The organism is Flavobacterium sp. (assembly GCF_027533505.1).
Lineage (GTDB): Bacteria > Bacteroidota > Bacteroidia > Flavobacteriales > Flavobacteriaceae > Flavobacterium.
On the sequence record NZ_JAPZUB010000023.1, the window covers coordinates 1 to 22,553 of the forward strand.

A 22,553-nucleotide genomic window follows, 5' to 3' on the forward strand; every position below is an offset into this window, starting at 1 on the left:
ATCAACTTCATTATCAAACAAAAAGCCTTCAATAACTTTGTATAATCGGGATTTATCTTCCTGATTTAATTCCGATATTTGGGATAAAATACTGTCTTTCATAAAGCAAATATAATAAATATATTATTTAGACTAAAGCCATCGAAATTTAAAATAGTGGCTTTTTAAGGAATGACTAAATAATAGAAATGAATGGATAAAAAAACCCCAATCAAAACAAGAGGAATGGGTTTTAAAACATTTTTTATACAAGTAAGAATAAACAACCTAACGCATGAATAAAGTGGACTTCATCTTATAAACTCCCCATTTTTACTAAAGCGCTAAATTTTAATTAGTATTTCATTCGAAATTTTCACCCAAAAAAACACCACCATGGACACTCCCACCCAAAACCGCATCGCCCAACTCCATCCTTCGGTACGCGCTGAAGTGACCCAAATCATTCAAGCCTGTGATCAAGCACTCACCGGGCGGGCTAAAGTGCGCATTACACAAGGACTACGCACCTTCAAAGAACAAGATGATTTATTTGCACTCGGGCGAACCCGCGTCAATCCCCAAGGAAAAACCGCCAAAAAACCGCTCGGTAACCGTGTTACCCAAGCCAAAGGCGGACAATCGGTGCACAACTATGGCTTTGCCGTTGATATTTGCCTTATCATCGACGGAAAAACAGCCTCCTGGGACACCGCCAAAGACTGGGACAATGACACCGTCGCCGACTGGTACGAATGCGTGAAAATCTTTGCGCAATTCGGCTGGGAATGGGGCGGCAACTGGAAAAATTTTAAAGATTTCCCCCATTTAGAAAAAAAAGGATTCAACAACTGGCGCCAATTGATCAAACGCCAACGCGACGCACAAGGGTATGTTATTCTATAAATAAGAGGGGTATGAACAGCAAAAAATTAGCATAGCACCGCGAAAACGGGAGATTCAAAGATTCAAAGTTTGACAGACTGGCCGCGATTGGGGATAAGAGGGAGTTGGCAGAAACCTTCGAGCTACACGAAACGCAATAAAAATGCTAAAAAACAAAGCCAACAAAAAAAGAATTTTTATGACAGAAAAAGAATTTTTCGAGAAAATAAAAGCAGAAGGATTAAACGGAAACGATTATGCTTTTAAAGCGCTATTTAACATTGACAATCTAGGAAATATAATTTCTTCGAAAGAAGGAGTTTGGTTCGACTTGCGATATGGGGAGGCTCCATTTATTTTTTCAACAAACATACCAAGAGCTGAACTTGAAAAATTCACACCAAATCCAATAACAGAAAAATCCTTTTTAAATCAACTAAAAGGAAGCGACAAACCGTCGCCTTTTACTTCAAAAGGTTATCCATTCAGTAAAGAATTGTCAAGTTATAATAGAACAAGTTTAGGAAGAGCATTCTTTTCTGATGGCATTGTAAAAAAATATTTTAACGATTTAAATGTCTACGATAACATTTCCATATTTTTAAATTTAAAATCAAATTTAAAAAATGAACCAATTTATTTCAATAAAAGAGCTATTTCATTATCGATATATACAGCTGATAATGAACAAGAAATTTCAGATAAATATAAAAAGCTAAATTTAATCAGTGATGAAGTTGGTGTTTTTGCTTTAGAAAAAGAAAACACAATTGACTTTAAAGTTAAACTAAGTACAAGTTTACTTGATGTTTCAAGATTTCAAACAAGTTCTGAATTGAAAAACTATACTAAAAGCATTAAAAAAGAAGAATTAAAGCACTCAACAATTTCAACAAAAAAAATATTAGATTTATTTAAAGAGGATGAAAAACCATTGTTAGATGAATTAAATACTTACACAAAAGAAGATTTTCAAAAATATCAAAATCCAGCAATTAGCACTTTTGTAAAAAAAGATTTTTACAAAAGCACCTACCGTCCACCAATGAAAGTGAAAACAGTAGATGTTACACTTGGAATGTTTTTTGACGGAACAGGAAATAATCGATTTACTACAGAATTAATTTATAATCAAAATATTAATCAAAAAACTCTTATTCTTGACGAACAAAAAATTAAAAAGCTAAAAAACGGAACAACAAAACATCCAAACAAACTAAAAGAATTTGTAGATGTAGAAGATTATATGATTGATTTGGAGGGAAGTACCAGTTATTTAAATCCATATTCAAACATAGTTTTACTTCACGATTTGTATAAAAGTAATTCAGAAAAATTTAATAAACACACAACAACAAATCAAAATGTAGTTTTCAAACAATATGTTCAAGGAATTGGAACAAAAGTAGATTTAGACCAAAACGGAATACCAACAGAATATTATGAAGATGATATATTGGGTTCAGCTTCTGGAAGAGGAGAACGAGGAATTATCGCAAGAGTTGAACAAGGCATCCGTGATAGTGTTTTACAGCTTAAAAGATTTTTGGAACAAAACAACAGAGAAATTAGAATTTTAACAATTGATGTTTTTGGTTTTAGTCGTGGCGCAGCTGCTGCAAGACATTATATAAACGAAATATTAAAGCCCGAAATAAAAGCAAATACCCAAAGAATGTTAAATCAACAAGGACATATAGAGTTTGCTCCTGCTCAACCAAAATCAGGTTTGCTTGGTTCAGAATTTATCAAACAAGGTTTAAATATTCCAGCTCAAATTGATATTCGTTTTTCAGGTTTATTTGAAACTGTTGTTTCTGATTCTTCTGAAAGAGGCTATTTTACAAGAAAATTTATAGAATTACCCGAAAATTTTTCTGTTCCAAGGAATGTGCTTTATGAGAGAGTAAAAGGTTATGAAAAAATAAATACCTCTTTAGAAAATCTCAAATCAAAAGTAATGCACATAATTGCAATGGATGAGTATAGAGAAAATTTCCCATTAACGATTAGCGACGCTCCAAACACATATAATTTATATTTATACGGTTCACATTCTGATATTGGTGGCGGTTACGCGAAAACAGACTATAATACGATCATTGGATTTAAAGATATTGGTAATAAAACCGAGTTATTAAAATATGAAAAAATAGCCGACAGTTATAGAAGAAGGTTTGCTTTTCAAAAAAATGCAAAAGGAATTTGGGAATTCAAAAAAGGGCAAATTACATTGCAAAAAACGGATACTCATTACTCAAAACCACCACTTAATTCGATAAGTCCACCAAAAAAAATATCAGAACATTACATTGTTATAGACAAACGATTTATATCCAACAAAGTACAATTAGTTTCACTAAATGCGATGATGCAGTATGCACTTACAGAAAAAGTACCTTTTCAAACAGAGTTTAAAAAACTAAAAAATATAAATGAGCATTTTTATGAAGTTCCAAAATCTGTCAAGTATTTTATGAATTACTATAACGGAATTATGGAAATGGTAAAAAAACAAAAAGACGATAAACTAAATTTAGCAATTGAGGATTATTATCCTTTGTTTCAAAATTACATTCATATTTCAGCAAATTACAATAAATCAGCATTATTTGGTACTAAAGGAAAAGAATTACTGCCTGGTGATTTTTATGTTAATGAGCCAACAGAAAACAATAAGAGAAAATATTTAAAGTCAAAATAATAATTTAATTTAAAAAAGAATATTATGCTGTTTTTATATGTAATATATTTTCTTGCTCCAATTAGTGTATTGTACTATTTGTGTATTCGTAATATTATTTTAAAGAAAACAGATCTAAAAACAATTAATTCTTTAGGAATTACATTATTTACAGCTTTAATTACATTTATAATTAAAGCTATAGTAAAAGATAAATTTGAGCCTTTATATTTTGAAGTAGTTATTATTGCAATATCAGTAATAATTTATTTAATCCGAGTAAAAAGAGATAAAACTCTTAATAAAAAAACTTTATTGACAAAGTTTAAAATCAAAGTAGGTGTTGGAGTCTTATGTTATATCATTCTTATGTTTGTATTGGGTTACAAAATACCTTGGTTTGACAAACATCCTACTTGGAAAGAGTTTCCATACCTAACAAATAAAGCAATTGTGATTGAAGAAATCAAAAATTTCGATAAATTATATGGCAATAAATATAAAATTATACCTGAACCTAAAACAATTTATGATAGTTATAATTTTGAAAGTTCTTACAGAAATAATTTAAAAAATATTAAGACAATTGATTACAGAATAACTGGTAACGAATTTGAGTATTATGGTTTTTTTAGTTTTAGTGGTTTACGAGGTGGCGGAAATAGTACAGGAGCTTCAAATAATAGTGGTTATGATGGAGCAAGTTTTTCCCAAAATGGTTACGAATATTTAGAGTTTACTTTAAACAATGAAAGAGGTTATTTTAAAGCTAAAAATTCATCGACTAATACAGAATTAGAAAGTTTTTATCAATATAATTATCCTAAAAAACAAAATGACACATTGTTTTTTAACTATCGAGGTGATAAATTCAGGGCTTATTTAAAAAAGTAAAATAACCTTTGTCTAAACATAACAATACATTGGCGCAATCGAATAAGACATTGGCAAAATTGGATTCAACAACTGGCGCCAATTGATCAAACGCCAACGCGACGCACAAGGGTATGTCATTCTATAAACAGAAAGCGCATGAATAGCAAAAAATTAGCATGGCAAAGTTCTGCTTGGTATTGGAATAAATTAAAAATAAGTGAATATGCAGATATTGATGATGAAATAAAAGTATCTGCGGCAATTAATTATCCTGAAGCATTAAATGGTTTAGAAAACAACATCGCTAGTATTAACCACTTATCAGAAAGAAAGCAATATACATACAAATTGAAAGAGATTTTTAATTATGAAAAATGGCATGCGAATAAACGTTAATGGCTACTTAGGATTACTACTAATTTCCCTTTTCGTTATTTCCTGTAAAAAAGACACTACAATTTCCTGTAGCTATTTGGATATAATCGGTGATCAAAAATGGGATACAATAACATTAGAAAGCAATACAAATAAACAGTGTATGCAAGATGTTTTTTTTCTAAAAAATGGAAAAAAAGAGAAAATACTAAGCATTTTACCTAGAGTTGATTGTGCTTATGTTTTAACAAAACCTAAGATTGAAATGATTTATTTCGAATCAAATGATATTCAATCCAAAGAAAAAGGGTTAAGGGTAATGATACGAAATACTGACTTAGTGCCTGATTACTTCTTTCTTGATTTGTTCTATAAAAAGGAATGGATGATTAAAAGATATGGGGTAATGAATACTAATCCAATGGATTCACTTTTTGTCAAATCAAAAAATATAAATAAATCATTGACCTATGAATTGGGTGATGAGCGTGTTTGCAACCCAAAAACACTATATTCGATTTATTTTAAGAAATAACTACTTCGTATTTTACTCTAAAATCAAACGATTTGTTTCCAAAAAAGTCTGAAAAAATCATTAGAACCCTTTTAAAATATAACCCATTATCATGAACCGTAAAATCACCCTACTCTCCCTCGATGGCGGAGGAATTCGAGGCATTATCTCCTGTATCATTCTGAAATACATCGAAGAACAACTCCAACAAAAGGATCATCCTCAGGCCAAACTCGGGGATTATTTTGACCTTATTGCCGGGACCAGCACCGGCGGACTCATAACGGCGTTGCTGCTTTGCCCCGATGAACACCAAAAAGCGAAATTCTCGGTGACCGAAGCGCTTGCATTGTATACCGAGAAAGGAGCCGCCATTTTTGATGTATCGTTTTGGGACAAACTCCTCAATCCGTTTGGGCTACTCAAAGAAAAAATCGACGATACCCCTCTTGAACACGAGTTAGCTCATGTGTTTGGCACTCTCGAACTACGGCACCTCATCAAGCCGTGTTTGATTACCGCCTACGATATCACCGCACGAAAAGCAACCTTTTTTACAAGTCACAATGCCGAGAATCCCCTACGCAACTTTCGGGTCACCGATGTCTGCCGGGCTACCTCAGCAGCACCTTCTTATTTTGAACCGGCCCAAGTGGTTTCCCTTTCGGGCGAACAGTTTACCCTTATCGATGGCGGAGTCTATGCCAACAATCCCGCTTTATGTGCCTATGCCGAAGCGCGAAAAATTCCCTTTTCCAAAGTGCTCAACCACCCCGAAAAACCCGATTACCCTACAGCCAATGATATGATTGTGGTGTCGGTGGGAACGGGAACGGTGTTGAAACCCTATGCCTTTGACGATTTTAAAAATGCGGGAAAAGTCGAATGGATAACCCCACTCATCGATATCTTGTTGTCGTCCAACGTAGAAACGGTCAATTACCAAATGAAAAAAATGTATGAATCCCTCGGGAATGAAAATACACAACACTATTTCCGGTTGATGCCCGAACTCTTAAAAGCGTCCTCCGAGATGGATGATACTTCTCCCGAGAATATCCAAAACCTCATTCAAGACGGACTCACCTTTGTTCGAAAAAATCAGGTTCAACTTGACCAAATTGTCCAAAAACTCCTCGACAACCGCTAAGAAACCTAGTCCCTTTGCATACAAAAGGCCGCTCTTTGGGAACGGCCTTTTGCATAGCTAAACGGTTGAATTACCATATCTTCACCCGTTTCTCTGGAGCTAAATACAATTTGTCATTTTCCTTAATATTGAACGCTTGGTAAAACGCATCAACATTGAGCAGCGGTACATAGGCACGGTACATTCCGGGCGAATGCGGATCGGTTTTCACCTGATTTTTAATCGCTTCATCACGCATTTTGGAGCGCCAAATCGTAGCCCACGAAATAAAGAATCGTTGTTCGGGCGTAAATCCATCGATTAATCCTGGATTTCCATGGTCTTTCAAGTACAATTGTAACCCGTCGTAGGCTGCGTTCACTCCGCCCAAATCGCCAATGTTTTCCCCTAAGGTAAATTTACCATCGACAAAAGTTCCCGGTAAGGGTTGCAACGCACTGTACTGATCGGCCAATGCCGTTCCTAGGGCTGTAAATTGTTTTAAATCCTCATCCTTCCACCAATTAACCAAATTCCCGTCGGCGTTGTATCGCGCTCCTGAATCGTCAAATCCGTGCGATATTTCATGCCCAATGACAGCACCGATGCCTCCGAAATTGACTGCATCATCGGCCTTATAATCGTAAAAAGGCGGTTGTAAAATTGCCGCTGGAAATACAATCTCATTATACGACGGATTGTAATACGCATTCACCGTTTGGGGCGTCATCCCCCAACGGGTTTTGTCTACGGGCTTGCTTAAATCGTCGATGTTGTTCTGGAAATTCCAACGCGACACATTCTCCATATTTTCAAAATAAGTACCTCCGTCGGCTAGGGCTTTGATTTCCAATTTGGAATAATCTTTCCATTGATCGGGGTATCCAATTTTTACGGTCGACTTACGCAATTTTTGAATGGCACCTACGCGGGTTTCGGGCGCCATCCAAGGCAAGTTGTTGATGCGGTTTTCAAAAGCACGAAAAACGTACTTGATCATTTTTGCTGCTTTCTCTTTGGCTTCCGCGGGGAACTTTTGCGCCACATACAATTTGCCTAAAGCTTCCCCCACCGTTCCGTTGACCACTTGAAGCGCACGCTCCTCACGGGGACGTTGTTTTTTGGCGCCTTGCAAAGTTTGACTGTAAAACTCCCAGTTGGCCCGTTCGATATCGGTAGTCAATTGATCGGCGTAACGGTTGAGGAGGGTCCAACGCAAATAGGCTTTCCAAGTATCAACTTCATTGGCCTGAAAAAGGGTTTCCAGAGCAGCCATGTATTTGGGCTGTGACACAATCACGGTGTCGATACGCTTGATGCCCGCACCCATGATATAATTGCGCCAATTGACCGAAGGCGTGAGGTTTTGCAGTTGTAAAATATCCATCGGATTGTAGGATTTTCTGCGATCACGGCGTTCTACACGGTCAAATCGCGTCTGGGCCATCGCGGTTTCTAAGGCCAAAACGCGGGCAGCATCGGCTTGTGCTTTGGCTTCCGACAATCCAAGGAATTGCAACATGCGGGCAACATGGGCCACATACTTTTGCCGTTTTTCTTTGGAATCAGCATCTTCCGATACGTAGTAATCCCGGTCGGGCAATCCCAGACTTCCGGGGCCAATGCTCAGCACGTTTTTATTACTGTTTTTGGCATCCGCGCCCACAAACATGCTATAAAATCCAACGCCTCCAAACGGCAAACGATCGATCATTAATTTGTTTAAATCATTGACATTTTTTACCGCATCGATTTGCGCTAAGGTCGCTTTCAAGGGTTGAATCCCGCGTTTGTTGCGCGCCAACGTATCCATATAGGTTTTGTACACATTGACGGCTTTGGCTTGGTCCGACTTGGGGTCCAACTTCTTGTCGTTGGCCGCTTGTTTCAAAATGGCCAACGCGTCTTTATCGGTGTTTTGACGCAATTCATCAAAACTTCCCCAACGCGTTCGGTCGGCGGGAATCTCGGTTTTGTCAAACCAAGTGCCGTTTACATACCGAAAGAAATCATCGCCGGGTTTGACCGACGTATCCATCAAGTCCAAATGAAGGCCTGGCTTATGTTGTGCTGCCGCTGTATCCATAGCCAAACAAGCGGCTACGGTAGCAGCAAAAGTGAGTACATTGTGGTTTTTCATACCGTGTTTCGTTTAGTTTTCCCAACAAAGCTATCAAAATATTGATTGAATAGTTGTTAAATTCAGTATAATCCTCAAAGGAAATCCGTTGAATTCGACAGGGGTTTGTACTTTTGCTAAAATTTTTGACATGGGCACCTTTCTCAAAAAATACCGCTTTTTTATTCTCTTCTTTGTGCTGTTTTCCATCATTACCGTGAGTGCTTTTTATTCGGTATTAAAACCCAAAAAAAACCTTCCAATATACACGCCAAGCGATGTCAATCCAGAATTGGTCGATACAACGGTGCAACATGTAGCCTTGGAACACCGCATCGGATCGTTTGCCTTTACCAATCAAAACGGGAAAACGATTACCGATAAAGACTATGAAGGAAAAATTTATGTCGCCGACTTTTTCTTTACTACTTGTCCCACCATTTGTCCCAAAATGACCAACAACATGGCGTGGTTACAGGAAAAAATCAAAAACAACCCCAACGTAAAATTGCTATCGTTTTCCGTAACTCCCGATATTGACAGTGTTCCCGTTTTAAAAGCCTATGCGCAAAAAAAAGGCGTATTGGACCATAAATGGAACCTGCTTACGGGCGATAAAAAAGCGATTTACTACTTGGCACGCAAATCATTTTTGGCCGTAAAAACAGGCAATCCCAAGGAATTATACAACATGGTGCACACAGAAAACTTTGTGCTCGTCGATGCCCAACAACGCATCCGTGGGTTTTATGACGGCACCAACCTCGATGGCCCTACCGAACCGGGCGTAAAAAATGTACAACAATTGTGGGAAGATATTCAGTTTTTATGCGAACCCAAAGAATGAATGTCAAACAAAACATAATTTTTTTACGGAACCCACATTATCCGTCCGATTTCCGTATTTTTGTATTTTAATTCAATCTAAATAAAGTGAGCGAAACCTTAGCCGACATGAAAATCGGACAACAAGCAACCATCGTCGATTTTAATATCGATGCTATTCCGTTGAAATTACTGGAAATGGGTTGCCTTCCAGGCAATCGTGTGGAATTGTTGCAAATCGCTCCTTTGGGGGATCCGCTTTATTTTACCATCAACGATTCGCACGTGGCCCTTCGTATCGAAACGGCTCGGCAAATAGAGGTGACATTCTAACGATTTACCATGGCGGAAAAAACGATAAAAGTAGCTTTAATTGGGAATCCCAACACCGGTAAAACATCGGTTTTTAATCAACTTACAGGCTTAAAACAGCAAGTGGGCAACTACCCCGGAATTACGGTAGAAAAGAAAATTGGCTATTGCCGTTTGAATGAGACCACCCGTGCTACCATTCTCGATTTGCCGGGCACGTACAGTTTGAATGCCAGTTCCATCGATGAAAATGTGGTGATTGAACTTTTACTGAACCGCAAAGATGAAAACTTTCCCGATGTCGTGGTCGTGGTTTCTGAAGTAGAAAACCTCAAGCGAAATCTCCTTCTTTTTACCCAAATCAAAGACCTTGAAATTCCTACCATTTTGGTCATCAACATGAGCGACCGAATGAAGTTGAAAGGCATCGAATTGGATATTCCCTATTTGGAAGCCCAATTGAAAACCAAAATTGCGCTCACGAGTTCCCGAAAAAATATTGGCATCGAAGAAATCAAACAACGTATTCTCGAGTACCAATCCTTACCCACAGCGCCGTGTTTGAATGCCTCCTCCATTGATCCCGAATACTTTGACAAATTGCGCAAAGCCTTCCCCAATCAATTGGTGTACAAACTGTGGTTGGTGATTACACAAGACGTCAATTTCTTGAATTTAGAGCGGAACGAAATGAAAAGCTCGTTCACCAAATCGCATACGGAACTCCGACGGTTGCAGCAAAAAGAAACCATCAAAAGGTATCAGTTTATCAACGATACCTTGAAAGTGGGACAAACCATCGACCGTTCCAAAGCGGGTAACTTTAGCGCACGCCTCGATCGGATTCTTACCCACAAAATCTTTGGCTACCTTATTTTCTTTGTAATTCTCTTTGGCATCTTCCAATCGATTTTCGACTGGTCGAGTGTCCCCATGGATTTTATCGACGAAAAGTTTGCGCAACTCGCCACGTACACCGCTACCCATTTGCCCCCCGGCGAATTCACCAATTTAATCACCGAAGGAATTATTCCGGGCATCGGTGGGATTCTCATTTTTATTCCGCAAATTGCTTTTTTATTCCTCTTCATATCCGTCTTGGAAGAAAGCGGTTATATGAGTCGGGTGGTGTTTTTGATGGACAAAATCATGCGCCGCTTTGGCCTCTCGGGGAAAAGTGTGGTGCCCCTCATTTCAGGTACCGCCTGTGCTATTCCCGCCATCATGGGAGCGCGCAATATCGAAAATTGGAAAGAGCGCTTGATTACCATTTTGGTCACGCCCTTTATCACCTGCTCGGCACGTCTACCCGTATATGCCATTCTGATTGCCCTCATCATTCCTGAGAAGCATGTTTTGGGATTTATTAGCCTTCAAGGACTTACCCTGATGGTATTGTACCTGTTGGGTTTCGGGATTGCGTTGTTGTGTGCGTTTATTTTGCATAAGGTTTTGAACCTAAATACGAAGTCCTATTTTGTGGTCGAAATGCCCGGGTACAAAATTCCCATGGCGAAAAATGTAGGCATCAATGTGGTCGAAAAAACCAAGTCTTTTGTGTTTGGTGCGGGGAAAATTATTTTAGCCTTATCGGTCATTCTGTGGTTCCTTGGCTCACATGGTCCGGGTGATGAATTTAAAAATGCCGAAAAAATTATTGAACAAAAAGTTTACAATTCCCCTGTCCCAATCAATCCGTCGGTTATTCCCAATTGGACTGCCGAATACAAATTGGAACACTCCTATATGGGCATCGCCGGGAAAATGATCGAACCCGTGATTGAACCGCTGGGCTACGATTGGAAAATTGGCATCGCGGTAGTGAGCTCGTTTGCCGCACGTGAAGTGTTTGTAGGTACTTTGGCCACTATTTACAAAGTAGGCGACCAAAGCGAAGAAGAAACCACCATCAAAGAACAAATGCGCCACGAAGTTCACGAAGACGGCAGTCCAGTGTTTAACTTGGCCAGCGGCATTTCACTTTTGCTGTTCTATGCTTTTGCCATGCAATGTATCAGCACCTTGGCCATCGTCAAAAAAGAAACCAACTCATGGAAATGGCCTATGATTCAATTGGTGTTTATGAGCGGTATCGCCTACGTTTCGGCCTTGGTTGCCTATCAGTTCTTAAAATAATTCGCTATGGGCATTCAAGAAATTTTCGTGTACTTGGCCTTGGGCATCGCACTCGCCTATTTGTTTGAGCGCTTTAAAAAACGACCCAAGAAAAAAGATAAAAACTGTGGTAATGACAATTGTGGCTGTTAATTTTTGGGCAATCCCCCGAGTGAACGCCTTTCGTAGCTAACCTATACCTGCTGCTCGGGGTCGGGTCTTCCGTTGCAATGCCGCCGCTTCGTTCCTCCGCCGTCGGGATTTCCACTTCACCCCCTATTGCAATAGCTGCCTTGAAATCAGCCTGTTATACGCCCCAAAAAAACGCTTTCAAAAACGCCTCTTTTTCCCTTGCCTTAAACAAAAATTAAATTTATTATTATTTTTATTTAAACTTTGTCTAAATAAGAATAAGGATGTATCTTTGCCGAAAATTTTCAAAATTATGCGCATTATTGCCCCCATATTGGCTGGATTTTTGCTTACCGCAGCGGCTTCACAAGCCCAAGAAGTGAAGAAAGATACCGCCACCGTTACCCTCGACCAAGTCATCATTTTCATCAAAGAACAAACTCCCGATCGCATGCCTGCTGTTAAGCAGCAAACCATCTATTCGGGTAAGAAAAATGATGTACTGCGTCTCAATGAAATCAACGCCAACCGAACGACCAACAATGCACGCGAACTGTTCTCTCGCATGGCCGGTGTTTCCGTATGGGAAAACGACGGCTCTGGCATTCAAGTCAACGTGGCCGTACGTGGATTAAGTCCCAACCGCAGCTGGGAACTCAATACACGTCAAAACGGTTACGACATTTCCTCCGACGTTTTCGGTTATCCCGAAGCCTATTACAATCCCCCGATGGAAGCCGTTGAACGTATCGAATTTATCCGCGGTGGGGCTTCGTTGCAATTTGGACCCCAATTTGGAGGGATGCTTAATTATGTATTGAAAAAAGCACCTGAGAAAAAATTCAGTTACGAAACCCAAAATACAGTAGGAAGTTTTGGCTTAGTCAGCAGCTTCAATGCAATCGGTGGAAAACACGGAAAATTTACCTATTATGCCTACCACCATGCCCGTAGAGCCGATGGATGGCGTGACAATACTGGATATCAAATACGAAACTCCTTTGTCAACTTGGGCTACGAATTTGCACCGCACTGGAAAGCACAAGTAGAATTCACCACCATGGACTATGAGTTGCAGCAACCCGGCGGTTTAACCGATGCACAATTTGCCGCCGATCACCGTCAATCGTTACGCGATCGCAACTGGATGGGAACGCCATGGAACTTGGCAACGATTACCCTTACAGGACGTTGGAGTCCAAAAATCACTACGGATTTTAAATTGTTCGGACTCTATGGCGAGCGCAACAGTGTAGGATTCACTGCGGCTCCTAATGTAGTTGATGCCATTAACCCAACCTCTTTAGCCTATGCCAACCGTCAAGTTGACCGTGATCGTTATGTGAATTTCGGCTTGGAAAACCGGTCGCTTTGGAACTACTCGCTTGGTAAAACTCAACATCATTTGGCTTTTGGGTTCCGCTTGTATCAAGCCGATACCAACCGTAGACAACGCGGTACAGGGACCAACGGTAGCGATTTTGACCTTACCGTTAGCGATCGTTATCCGAGAAACTTGGACTTTACCACGCGCAACATTGCCCTTTTTGCCGAAAACATGTTCCAAATCACTTCCGCTTGGACGGTAACGCCGGGCGCGCGCTTAGAAATCATTGAATCGGTAGGTTCAGGATTATTCAACCGGGTAAGTGGTAACGATATACTGATGCCCAACCAAGAATTAAACCGCACCCAACTTCTGTTAGGTTTAGGAACCGAATACCGAATTGGAACTACCAATGTGTATGCAAACATTTCTCAAGCGTATCGCCCCGTATTGTTCTCTGATCAAACGCCTCCAGCAACGACCGATGTTATCGATCCTAACTTACAAGATGCCAACGGATATACCCTCGATTTAGGCTACCGCGGTACGTTTAAAAACTGGATTAATTTTGATGTATCCTACTTCTATATGGTGTACAACAACCGTATTGGTACGTTAAATCGCTTTATCAACGACGACCCAACGCAGGCGGCTTTTGCCTTCCGCACCAACTTAGGAAAAAGTATCCATAAAGGAGCTGAACTGTATGGAGACATCAGTTGGTTTGATGTGTTTGGAGCACCCAAAACATGGGGTAAATTAAAAACCTTTGCCAGCAGTGCCTTCATCAGTGCCCGTTATGATGATTTTGCGGTAACAAGTGTAAGCGGTGCTGCTCCTAACGTTACCATTACCACAACCAACCTCGCTGGAAAACGGGTAGAAAATGCCCCTGAGTTCATTCACAACTTCGGAATTAGCTGGGAGTACAAAAAAATATCCATCAGTGCGCAACAACGTCAAAACGGCGCTGTATATACCGATGCACAGAATACCGTTACACCCACAGCCAACGGGGTAAACGGGCGTATTGGTGGGTACAAAGTAGTCGACTTAGGGATGGAGTATCGATTTAAAAATTATAATCTTCGTGGGGGAATCAACAACCTTACAAATGAAAAATACGCTACTCGACGCGCTGGAGGCTATCCTGGGCCAGGGTTATTGCCCGGAGAAGGACAAAGTTTTTACGTTTCTATTGGGGCGAAATTCTAATCCAAAAATCCCAAATAAAAAAGGCAGCTTCATCGCTGCCTTTTTTATTATCCTAAAGCGACATCGAGCATCATCATGACAATAAACCCCCCAATGAAACCCAGGGTCGCGATATCCGTATTTTTATCTTGTTGCGTTTCGGGAATCACCTCTTCCACGACCACAAATATCATCGCTCCTGCTGCAAAAGCTAGGGCATACGGCAACAAAGGGGTAAAAAAGGTAACCGCTACGGCTCCCAAAACCCCCGCTATGGGTTCGACCAACGCCGACGATTGACCGTACATAAAACTCTTCCACCGGCTCATTCCCATGCGACGAAGCGGCATCGACACCGCAATTCCTTCTGGGAAATTTTGAATTCCAATCCCAATCGCCAATGTCACCGCCCCAGCAATCGAAGCTTCAGGAATACCCGCAGCAACGCCCCCAAATAGCACACCTACCGCCAACCCCTCTGGGATATTGTGTAACGTAATAGCCAAAACCAACAAGGTAGTTCGTTGCCAAGGTGATTTCATACCTTCGGTTTCTTGGAAATTGAGGTGTAAATGGGGTAAAATTTTGTCTAAGCCAAATATGAAAAAAGCACCCATTAAAAAGCCAACTGCGGCAGGGATCACTTTGACAAACCCGTCCCCTTCACTCATTTCAATAGCGGGAGCTAACAAACTCCAAAAACTAGCGGCCACCATAACACCGCCTGTAAAACCCAGCATCCCATCGAGAACAACGCGGTTCATCGTTTTGAAGAAAAACACAAACGAAGCGCCCAGAGCGGTCAATCCCCACGTAAATAAAGTGGCCAATAAAGCAGCCAATACGGGATCAATTTGTTCAAAAAAATGAAGTACAGCATCAAACATGTTTTAAAACATAAAGGTTATCGGTAATTTTTTGAGAGAGCACCAAGGTTGTTCCATTGATACGCACCGTAAGCGAATGATCAAAGGGTTCCCGTTCAACCAATTCCACTTGGGCGCCCAAAGCTATTTTTTGTTTATCCAAATACTGCAAAAATCCAGGCGAGGAATCCCGCACCCCCATAAATCGATAGGTTTGGTGAAGCTGTCCGTCTGACAAAAGTAACCGTTCTTCTTTGACCATTTCGCCCTTGGCATTCGGTATTGGGTCGCCGTGTGGATCAAATGCAGGATGGCCCAGAAACTCATCCAATCGAGCGATTAAAGCCTGCGACTGAATGTGTTCCAATTCTTCGGCAATATCATGTACCTCATCCCAAGCAAAGCCCAATTTTTCAACCAAAAACACCTCCCACAAGCGGTGTTTGCGCACCACCATTTTTGCCTTTAACAACCCTGATTCGGTCAACGAAACGCCTTGGTATTTTTGGTAGGACACCCAATTTTTATCCGCTAACTTTTTGAGCATATCCGTTACAGAAGAGGCTTTGGTATCTAGGGTTCCCGCAATCGCATTGGTGGTTACCCCTTTGGGAGATACCTGCGCTAAATGGTAAATGACTTTAATGTAATTTTCTTCGGAAATGGTCATATAACGAATAATTTGATTCAAAAATAAATTATTCTTTTTGACAAAAAAAATTTTTAGACAAATCTAAACCACTTGGCATTCAGGACAAACTCCGGTCAATGTGAAATTCATGTCGTGAACGGTATAAGCATGGGGAAGCTTAAATTCAGGAATGGGCAGCGATAAACACTCGGTTTTTTGACAACGGGTGCAATTAAAATGAACATGATTGTGATCGTGATGGGCTTCATGACGACAAAAGGCATACTTCACTACCCCCTCGGCAGTCACCGTTTTGTGAATAATATCCGATGTCAAAAGCCGATCTAATATACGGTAAACCGTGACACGATCGCATACCTGTTGTGTTTTTTCCAAAATTTCAGCATGCGATAAAGCTTGATGTGATTCGGAAAGCACCTTTACTATAGCCGCCTTGGCTGGAGTATTACGCGTCTTTTTCATATTTATTGCAACATTGTTGCGTTAATTGACTTTTTCTTTATATTTGCAACAGGATTGCATTAACAAAATTACAAAAAATGAATTGGAAATCACTTACCTCAACGGATGCATTTGGAGTTTATTCAGCCGGGCTATGTATGATTCACTGCTTGGTGTTTCCCTTAATCACTTTGCTTCCGCTTGAAAACACACACAATTTCTGGGTAGATGCAATTTTAGGTGGTAGTAGTATTGGGCTTGCAATTAAGGCTATGAAAAAATCGACTTTAGTAAGTGTTCGGCTATTGTTTTTAGTATCAATACTCCTCTTGCTTTTTGGCCTAATTCTAGAAGGGATAACCCTACATCATGCACAGGGATTGCTATGGGGCGGCGGTGGACTTATTATTGCGCATAGTATTCATTTTAAAACACACAAACACGAATGAAAAAGTTACCCGTAACGGTATTATCAGGGTTTTTAGGTGCCGGAAAAACCACCTTACTCAATCACATTTTACACCAAAAAAAAGGTTTAAAGGTGGCTGTTATTGTCAATGATATGAGCGAAATCAACATTGATGCACAACTCGTTTCGCGTGAAATGACGTTATCCCGTACAGAGGAGAAACTTGTCGAAATGAGCAACGGCTGCATTTGTTGCACGTTACGAGAAGATTTAATGGTTGAAGTTGAAAAACTGGCACGGGAGAATCGTTTTGATTACCTTTTAATTGAAAGTACGGGAATTAGCGAACCTATTCCTGTTGCACAAACTTTTTCATTTATCAGTGATGATCAAACAATTGATTTATCCCGATTTAGTTACATCGATACTATGGTTACAGTAGTGGATGGCTTTCAGTTTTTGAATGACTTTGGTAGTGCCGATACCTTGACAGGACGAAATGTTTCTTCTATTGAAAATGATGACCGAAGTTTGGTCAATCTATTGGTAGATCAAATTGAGTTTGCCAACATTATCTTGATCAATAAAACCGATTTAATAACGAAAGAACACTACCAAAAGCTGGAAGCTATTCTGCATCAATTGAATCCAGAGGCCATAATTTATCCTACCGAAATGGGTAAAATTGCGCCCGAAAAAATCATCAACACCAACCTTTTTGATTATGAAAAAGCGGAGACTTCTGCGGGTTGGATTCGTGAATTAGAGGGAATTCATACCCCCGAATCTGAAACCTATGGCATTCGATCTTGGGTGTTTCGTGACCCGCGTCCATTTCATCCACAACGCCTTTGGTCATGGATACAACAGTTTCCGCAAACCATCATTCGTAGCAAAGGATTATATTGGATTGCCTCTCGTCCTGATCAAGCCTTAAATTGGTCGCAAGCAGGAGGGTCGATAAAGTCAGAAGGCGCAGGCGTGTGGTGGGCAAGTATGCCGTTTCAACAACGAATAACCTTTGAAAATTTTGTGTTAAATCAAGACCTCATCGAAGAACGATGGACACCCCAATTTGGCGATCGACTCAATGAGCTTGTATTTATTGGTATTGAAATGAACGAGCAACAACTGCGTACCGAATTAGAACACTGTTTATGTACGTCAGACGAAATAACGCAGATGGTCAACGGGAATTTTCCTGAAAAAGACCCTTTTCCTATCCCTAAACAATACAATCCAAACCTTAAAACCACTGGTGTTTTCTATGATTAACGTTTTGCTTTTTTGGTTATAATGGTAAAAACCGGCAGTGAATATTTTCTGACCGGTTTTTATTTAATTAAAATATTTTTTTAGTTTTGTCTAAATATTTTTTTATGAAAAATAAAATTACAATTTTTATCTTGTTTTTTGGGTTAACCCTGAGCAGTCAAACGCCCCAAGACAGTCTACCCAAAGGAACGACGCAATTGGATGAAATTGTAGTGTCGGGAACCTTAAAACCTGTTAAACGACTCGAGAACGCGGTACCCGTAGAAATCATTACGTCGACTTTTTTAAAACAAAACCCAACGTCCAACTTGGTAGATGCCTTGCAAAATGCCAACGGATTGCGCCCGCAAAACAATTGCAATGTTTGCAACACTTTTGATATTCGCATCAATGGTATGGAAGGTACTTATACCATGGTCACTATTGACGGAATGCCGATTGTAAGTGCCTTAGGAACTGTTTACGGCCTCTCAGGAATTCCCACTTCCATGATTGAACGCATTGAAGTCGTCAAAGGGCCCGCATCCTCCCTATATGGTAGTGAAGCGGTTGCAGGGTTGCTCAACATAATCACCAAAAGACCCGAAAACCATAAACGTTTTACGGGAAACTTTTTTACTACCTCATGGTGGGAGCATAATCTAGATTTAGGCTACCGTTTTGGCTCAAAAAAGTCAGGAAACGGATTGCTAGGGGTCAATTATGTACATGCGCAAAATAAGGTGGATGAAAACCGCGATAATTTTACCGATATCGCCCTACAACACCGAATTGCGCTTTTTGGAAAATGGAATTTCAAGCGGCAAAGCGGCAAAGCGTTTCAAATGGTAGGACGGTATTTGTATGAAGACCGATGGGGCGGGCAAATGCAATGGAATTCTTCCTTTCGCGGAGGCGACCAAGTCTATGGGGAAAGCATTTATACCTCGCGCTATGAACTTCTCGGCTTGTATGAATTGCCTACCGAAGAAAATATTAAAATACAATACTCTTGGATTGGCCATGACCAAAATTCAGTATATGGAAATTCGGTATACCTCGCCCAACAAAACATTGGGTTTGTGCAAGCGCTTTGGGACAAACAAATAGGAAACCACTCGTTGCTAACGGGAACAGCCTATCGCTATCAATTTTACAACGATAATACACCCGCGACAGCGCAACCGAATCACATGCATATTGGAAGTTTTTTTGTGCAAGATGATTGGACCTGGAGTGCCAAAACGGGTGCGCTCCTCGGTATGCGCTATGATTACAATTCGGCCCATGGCTCCATTTTTACGCCGCGAATCGCTTTCAAATGGAAGCCTGCTCCCAACGCCGTGATGCGGTTTAACTTGGGAACAGGGTTTCGCGTTGTCAATCTTTTTACCGAAGATCATCAAGCGTTGTCGGGAGCTCGAGATGTAATTTTGGCCGAATCTTTACGCCCAGAAACCTCCTACAATGCCAATTGGAATTACCTTCACAAATGGTCGACAACGAATGCAGGCACTTTTATCGTTGAGGCCTCCACGTGGTTGACCTATTTCACCAACCGCATTTTACCCGATTACGATACCAACCCCAATGCCATAATCTATAAAAATTTGGACGGCGACATGCGTATGTGGGGCAGCGGCTTACAAGGCGATTGGATCAGTCCATTCGGCATTACGGCCTCGCTTGGTTTTAATCTCTATCGCCCTACGGTTCGGCAAGAAGGACGCGAATTTCAACCCTTATTTGCCGAACGTTATGGGGCCAATTGGTCGATTGCCTTTACCCCGAGAAACAGCAATTGGACCATCGATTACACGGGAAACCTCACCGGCCCCATGCGCTTGCCTTTGCTCGGCCCTTTAGATCCACGACGGGAATATTCCTTGCCGTTCAGCATTCAAAACATTCAAATAACATACAAAGGTTGGCATCGTTTTGAAATCTATGGCGGCGTGAAAAACTTACTCAACTGGACCCCCAATCGCGGAAATCCGTTTTTGATTGCGCGTGCCAACGATCCGTTTGACCAAAACGTGCAATTTGACAGCAACGGTGTGGCTTTGCCCACGCCCGACAACCCCTTTGGTCTAACCTTTGACCCTACGTATGCCTACGGTCCTAATCAAGGGATACGCGGGTTTATAGGAATTCGTTTTCATTGGGATTAACAAATGTTTGGGCAAAAGGGCAACGGTTTTTGTTACCTTTGAATTGTGCAACATTTTCATTACATCTTCACGGGTACCGGACTCGCGGCTTTATTGACCGTTCGAGAAATGATGCAGCATCCCTTTTTTCAGGATAAAAAAATACTCCTGCTCGATGCTGACGCCAAAAAAACCAACGATCGCACCTGGTGTTTTTGGGATGAAAAAAAACATTTTGAAAGTATACAACACAAAGCTTGGGATGCAGCCGTGTTTGCCGATGCTGATTTTGAGCGTCGTTTTGCGATGGCACCTTACACGTATCGGATGATTCGGGGCGTGGATTTTTACAAAACGACCTTTCAAGAAATTGCACTTCATGCGAACATTACAATACGGAAAGAAAAAGTAGTTGATTTTAAAGAAATGGGCAACCATTGTTTGGTTAAAACCGAAAGCCAAAGCTTTACCAGCAACTACGTTTTCAATTCCATTTTCAACCCCGAACCGTTAGTTTCACAAAAGAAATTTCCCTTGGTGCACCAACATTTTGTAGGGTGGTTTGTCCAAACGGAAACGCCTGTTTTTACACCAGATTGTGCGACTTTTATGGATTTTTCGGTACCACAAAAGGGAAACACCCGATTCATGTATGTACTTCCCACTAGTGAAAATGAGGCTTTGTTGGAGTTTACGCTTTTCTCGGCCAACGTTCTCCAACGCGAGGAATACGAATCAGAAATTAAAGCCTATTTAGAACGCTTGGGCATTACCCAATACACCGTCATTGAAACCGAACAAGGCAACATCCCGATGACGTGTTATCCGTTTTGGAAACACAATAGCGAACGGATTTTACACATCGGTTCAGCGGGCGGTTGGACCAAAGCGAGTACAGGCTATACGTTTAAAAATGCCCTCAAAAAATCAAAGGCATTGGTTGATTTTTTAACCCAAAACAACGACCTGCGAAAATTTCAAACCGTGAATCGTTTTTGGTTTTACGATTTACTCCTGATCGATATTTTATTTCACCAAAATAAAGTCGGAAGTTCGATCTTCGCAAGTATGTTTCGCCAAGGAAAAGTGGCCACTATCTTTAAATTTTTGGATGAAGAAACTACTTTTTTAGAGGATTTAAACATTATTTTACGTTGTCCCAAAATGCTGTTTATCAAAGCATTATTACGGAGAATCTTCTAAACAACTGCTTCCAACGAATGTTAAATTTTTAAAAAGGCGCTTTTATTTCCAAAATCTGTCTTTACCTTTGTACCACAAAATTACCGCATGAAAACTTTATTTACAGCATTACATCATCATACACATTCTTGCCCTCAGGCGAGCTGATGTTGTATGTTGTAAAAACAAAAATATGTCGAACCGTCTGAGTATATCAGGCGGTTTTTTTATTTCCCTTCCTCCCGGTATACTCAGTCATTTTTTAATCAAAAATGAAAAGTATCAAAATTGCCCTTCAAAAATCAGGACGCCTCAGTGAGAAGTCCATTCAACTCCTCGAATCTTGCGGGATTCAACTCAGTAACGGCGAACGTAAGTTAAAAGCAGTGGCGTCTAATTACCCCATCGAAATCCTCTTCTTGCGCGATGATGATATCCCGCAATATGTAGAACAAGGCGTTGCCGACTTAGGTATTCTGGGTGAAAATGAAGTTTGGGAACAAAATAAAAACGTAACCGTTCTTAAAGCACTCGGATTTGCCAAATGCCGAATGGCGCTCGCAATTCCCAAAGAAGAAAATTACACCGATTTATCTTTTTTCACCCACAAAAAAATTGCAACCAGTTACCCCGGTGTGCTTCGTCGTTTTTTTAGCCAAAAAAATATTCCCGTAATTCTGGAGCCCATTAGCGGAAGTGTCGAAATTGCTCCTGGAATTGGCCTAGCCGATGCCGTTTTTGATATAGTAAGCACCGGAAGCACCTTATTGATGAACGGTTTGAAAGAAGTCGCTACGGTTTGCTCCAGCCAAGCTGTGCTCATTGCCAATCCCAATCTATCGGTAGAACAACAGGAAATAGTAGACAATTTGCTATTCCGAATCGACGCCTGTCAGCAAGCTAAAGCGAATAAATATATTCTTTTGAACGCGCCCAACGAACAACTCGATACCATCATTCAATTATTACCCGGGATGAAATCGCCCACCGTGATGCCACTCGCGCTATCGGGTTGGAGTAGCATTCATGCCGTACTTTCTGAAAAAGAATCGTGGAGCATTATTGAACAATTAAAAAAGGCCGGTGCCGAAGGAATTCTTGTGATTCCAATGGATCAAATGGTCGCTTAAAACC

The 22,553-nt window shown here is 40.5% G+C and carries 20 protein-coding genes; 16 read left to right on the forward strand and 4 right to left on the reverse strand.

The window, feature by feature from the left end; genetic code table 11:
* Positions 1-375: 375 nt before the first annotated feature.
* The 6 genes from O9316_RS04910 to O9316_RS04935 all read left to right on the forward strand — a co-directional run bounded on the left by O9316_RS04910 (position 376) and on the right by O9316_RS04935 (position 6,462).
* Entirely contained in the window at positions 376-885 is a 510-nt protein-coding gene (locus O9316_RS04910; RefSeq protein WP_298205394.1) for a M15 family metallopeptidase, read from the forward strand.
* Positions 886-1,063: 178 nt separating this feature from the next.
* Complete coding sequence (locus O9316_RS04915; protein ID WP_298205395.1) at positions 1,064-3,568, forward strand: DUF2235 domain-containing protein; 2,505 nt, start codon at positions 1,064-1,066, stop codon at positions 3,566-3,568.
* 24 nt (positions 3,569-3,592) lie between these two features.
* Positions 3,593-4,441: a hypothetical protein gene (locus O9316_RS04920; protein ID WP_298205396.1), complete on the forward strand. Its 849-nt coding sequence runs from the start codon at positions 3,593-3,595 to the stop codon at positions 4,439-4,441.
* 138 nt (positions 4,442-4,579) lie between these two features.
* A complete protein-coding gene (locus tag O9316_RS04925) occupies positions 4,580-4,819 on the forward strand; it encodes a hypothetical protein (protein WP_298205397.1) in 240 nt (79 codons plus the stop codon).
* Positions 4,820-4,961: 142 nt separating this feature from the next.
* Positions 4,962-5,333, forward strand: a complete 372-nt coding sequence (locus O9316_RS04930; protein ID WP_298205398.1) for a hypothetical protein — start codon at positions 4,962-4,964, stop codon at positions 5,331-5,333.
* A 91-nt stretch (positions 5,334-5,424) separates the two neighbouring features.
* Positions 5,425-6,462 carry a patatin-like phospholipase family protein gene (locus O9316_RS04935; protein ID WP_298205399.1) on the forward strand — a complete coding sequence of 346 codons (1,038 nt, stop codon included), beginning with the start codon at positions 5,425-5,427 and terminating at the stop codon, positions 6,460-6,462.
* A gap of 70 nt (positions 6,463-6,532) precedes the next feature.
* Here the strand turns inward: O9316_RS04935 and O9316_RS04940 are convergent, their stop codons facing one another.
* Positions 6,533-8,527 carry a M13 family metallopeptidase gene (locus O9316_RS04940; RefSeq protein WP_298347044.1) on the reverse strand — a complete coding sequence of 665 codons (1,995 nt, stop codon included), beginning with the start codon at positions 8,525-8,527 and terminating at the stop codon, positions 6,533-6,535.
* A 184-nt stretch (positions 8,528-8,711) separates the two neighbouring features.
* Between O9316_RS04940 and O9316_RS04945 the strand changes: the two genes are divergently transcribed.
* The 5 genes from O9316_RS04945 to O9316_RS04965 all read left to right on the forward strand — a co-directional run bounded on the left by O9316_RS04945 (position 8,712) and on the right by O9316_RS04965 (position 14,486).
* On the forward strand, positions 8,712-9,407 hold the full coding sequence (locus O9316_RS04945; protein WP_298205400.1) for an SCO family protein: 696 nt from the start codon (positions 8,712-8,714) through the stop codon (positions 9,405-9,407).
* An 86-nt stretch (positions 9,408-9,493) separates the two neighbouring features.
* Positions 9,494-9,718 carry a FeoA family protein gene (locus O9316_RS04950; RefSeq protein ID WP_298205401.1) on the forward strand — a complete coding sequence of 75 codons (225 nt, stop codon included), beginning with the start codon at positions 9,494-9,496 and terminating at the stop codon, positions 9,716-9,718.
* A gap of 9 nt (positions 9,719-9,727) precedes the next feature.
* Positions 9,728-11,833: a ferrous iron transport protein B gene (gene feoB, locus O9316_RS04955; RefSeq protein ID WP_298205402.1), complete on the forward strand. Its 2,106-nt coding sequence runs from the start codon at positions 9,728-9,730 to the stop codon at positions 11,831-11,833.
* 6 nt (positions 11,834-11,839) lie between these two features.
* The gene (locus O9316_RS04960) at positions 11,840-11,965 is read left to right on the forward strand and encodes a FeoB-associated Cys-rich membrane protein (protein WP_298205403.1); all 126 of its coding nucleotides are present in this window, start codon (positions 11,840-11,842) and stop codon (positions 11,963-11,965) included.
* Between the two features lie 292 nt (positions 11,966-12,257).
* Complete coding sequence (locus O9316_RS04965) at positions 12,258-14,486, forward strand: TonB-dependent receptor (protein ID WP_298205404.1); 2,229 nt, start codon at positions 12,258-12,260, stop codon at positions 14,484-14,486.
* Positions 14,487-14,533: 47 nt separating this feature from the next.
* Here the strand turns inward: O9316_RS04965 and O9316_RS04970 are convergent, their stop codons facing one another.
* The 3 genes from O9316_RS04970 to O9316_RS04980 all read right to left on the reverse strand — a co-directional run bounded on the left by O9316_RS04970 (position 14,534) and on the right by O9316_RS04980 (position 16,445).
* Positions 14,534-15,352 carry a ZIP family metal transporter gene (locus O9316_RS04970; RefSeq protein WP_298205405.1) on the reverse strand — a complete coding sequence of 273 codons (819 nt, stop codon included), beginning with the start codon at positions 15,350-15,352 and terminating at the stop codon, positions 14,534-14,536.
* Positions 15,345-16,001 carry a metal-dependent transcriptional regulator gene (locus O9316_RS04975; protein WP_298205406.1) on the reverse strand — a complete coding sequence of 219 codons (657 nt, stop codon included), beginning with the start codon at positions 15,999-16,001 and terminating at the stop codon, positions 15,345-15,347. The genes O9316_RS04970 and O9316_RS04975 overlap by 8 nt, the downstream gene beginning before the upstream one ends.
* Before the next feature lie 63 nt (positions 16,002-16,064).
* On the reverse strand, positions 16,065-16,445 hold the full coding sequence (locus O9316_RS04980; RefSeq protein WP_298205407.1) for a transcriptional repressor: 381 nt from the start codon (positions 16,443-16,445) through the stop codon (positions 16,065-16,067).
* Between the two features lie 77 nt (positions 16,446-16,522).
* On the opposite strand from O9316_RS04980, the gene O9316_RS04985 reads away from it, so the two are divergent.
* The 5 genes from O9316_RS04985 to hisG all read left to right on the forward strand — a co-directional run bounded on the left by O9316_RS04985 (position 16,523) and on the right by hisG (position 22,549).
* The gene (locus tag O9316_RS04985; protein ID WP_298205408.1) at positions 16,523-16,873 is read left to right on the forward strand and encodes a MerC family mercury resistance protein; all 351 of its coding nucleotides are present in this window, start codon (positions 16,523-16,525) and stop codon (positions 16,871-16,873) included.
* Positions 16,870-18,108 carry a GTP-binding protein gene (locus O9316_RS04990; RefSeq protein ID WP_298205409.1) on the forward strand — a complete coding sequence of 413 codons (1,239 nt, stop codon included), beginning with the start codon at positions 16,870-16,872 and terminating at the stop codon, positions 18,106-18,108. Before O9316_RS04985 ends, O9316_RS04990 begins: the two co-directional genes overlap by 4 nt.
* 104 nt (positions 18,109-18,212) lie before the next feature.
* Entirely contained in the window at positions 18,213-20,258 is a 2,046-nt protein-coding gene (locus O9316_RS04995; protein ID WP_298205410.1) for a TonB-dependent siderophore receptor, read from the forward strand.
* 45 nt (positions 20,259-20,303) lie between these two features.
* A complete protein-coding gene (locus O9316_RS05000) occupies positions 20,304-21,440 on the forward strand; it encodes a lycopene cyclase family protein (protein ID WP_298205411.1) in 1,137 nt (378 codons plus the stop codon).
* Positions 21,441-21,691: 251 nt separating this feature from the next.
* Entirely contained in the window at positions 21,692-22,549 is an 858-nt protein-coding gene (gene hisG / locus O9316_RS05005; RefSeq protein ID WP_298205412.1) for an ATP phosphoribosyltransferase, read from the forward strand.
* Positions 22,550-22,553 lie beyond the last annotated feature (4 nt).

What these genes read in the sequence shown, in the direction of transcription:
- O9316_RS04910 (WP_298205394.1), top strand. Translation starts at nt 376, where the DNA reads ATGGACACTCCCACCCAAAACCGCATCGCCCAACTCCATCCTTCGGTA.
- O9316_RS04915 (WP_298205395.1), top strand. Translation starts at nt 1,064, where the DNA reads ATGACAGAAAAAGAATTTTTCGAGAAAATAAAAGCAGAAGGATTAAAC.
- O9316_RS04920 (WP_298205396.1), top strand. Translation starts at nt 3,593, where the DNA reads ATGCTGTTTTTATATGTAATATATTTTCTTGCTCCAATTAGTGTATTG.
- O9316_RS04925 (WP_298205397.1), top strand. Translation starts at nt 4,580, where the DNA reads ATGAATAGCAAAAAATTAGCATGGCAAAGTTCTGCTTGGTATTGGAAT.
- O9316_RS04930 (WP_298205398.1), top strand. Translation starts at nt 4,962, where the DNA reads ATGCAAGATGTTTTTTTTCTAAAAAATGGAAAAAAAGAGAAAATACTA.
- O9316_RS04935 (WP_298205399.1), top strand. Translation starts at nt 5,425, where the DNA reads ATGAACCGTAAAATCACCCTACTCTCCCTCGATGGCGGAGGAATTCGA.
- O9316_RS04940 (WP_298347044.1), bottom strand. Translation starts at nt 8,527, where the DNA reads ATGGATACAGCGGCAGCACAACATAAGCCAGGCCTTCATTTGGACTTG.
- O9316_RS04945 (WP_298205400.1), top strand. Translation starts at nt 8,712, where the DNA reads ATGGGCACCTTTCTCAAAAAATACCGCTTTTTTATTCTCTTCTTTGTG.
- feoB (WP_298205402.1), top strand. Translation starts at nt 9,728, where the DNA reads ATGGCGGAAAAAACGATAAAAGTAGCTTTAATTGGGAATCCCAACACC.
- O9316_RS04960 (WP_298205403.1), top strand. Translation starts at nt 11,840, where the DNA reads ATGGGCATTCAAGAAATTTTCGTGTACTTGGCCTTGGGCATCGCACTC.
- O9316_RS04965 (WP_298205404.1), top strand. Translation starts at nt 12,258, where the DNA reads ATGCGCATTATTGCCCCCATATTGGCTGGATTTTTGCTTACCGCAGCG.
- O9316_RS04970 (WP_298205405.1), bottom strand. Translation starts at nt 15,352, where the DNA reads ATGTTTGATGCTGTACTTCATTTTTTTGAACAAATTGATCCCGTATTG.
- O9316_RS04975 (WP_298205406.1), bottom strand. Translation starts at nt 16,001, where the DNA reads ATGACCATTTCCGAAGAAAATTACATTAAAGTCATTTACCATTTAGCG.
- O9316_RS04980 (WP_298205407.1), bottom strand. Translation starts at nt 16,445, where the DNA reads ATGAAAAAGACGCGTAATACTCCAGCCAAGGCGGCTATAGTAAAGGTG.
- O9316_RS04985 (WP_298205408.1), top strand. Translation starts at nt 16,523, where the DNA reads ATGAATTGGAAATCACTTACCTCAACGGATGCATTTGGAGTTTATTCA.
- O9316_RS04990 (WP_298205409.1), top strand. Translation starts at nt 16,870, where the DNA reads ATGAAAAAGTTACCCGTAACGGTATTATCAGGGTTTTTAGGTGCCGGA.
- O9316_RS04995 (WP_298205410.1), top strand. Translation starts at nt 18,213, where the DNA reads ATGAAAAATAAAATTACAATTTTTATCTTGTTTTTTGGGTTAACCCTG.
- hisG (WP_298205412.1), top strand. Translation starts at nt 21,692, where the DNA reads ATGAAAAGTATCAAAATTGCCCTTCAAAAATCAGGACGCCTCAGTGAG.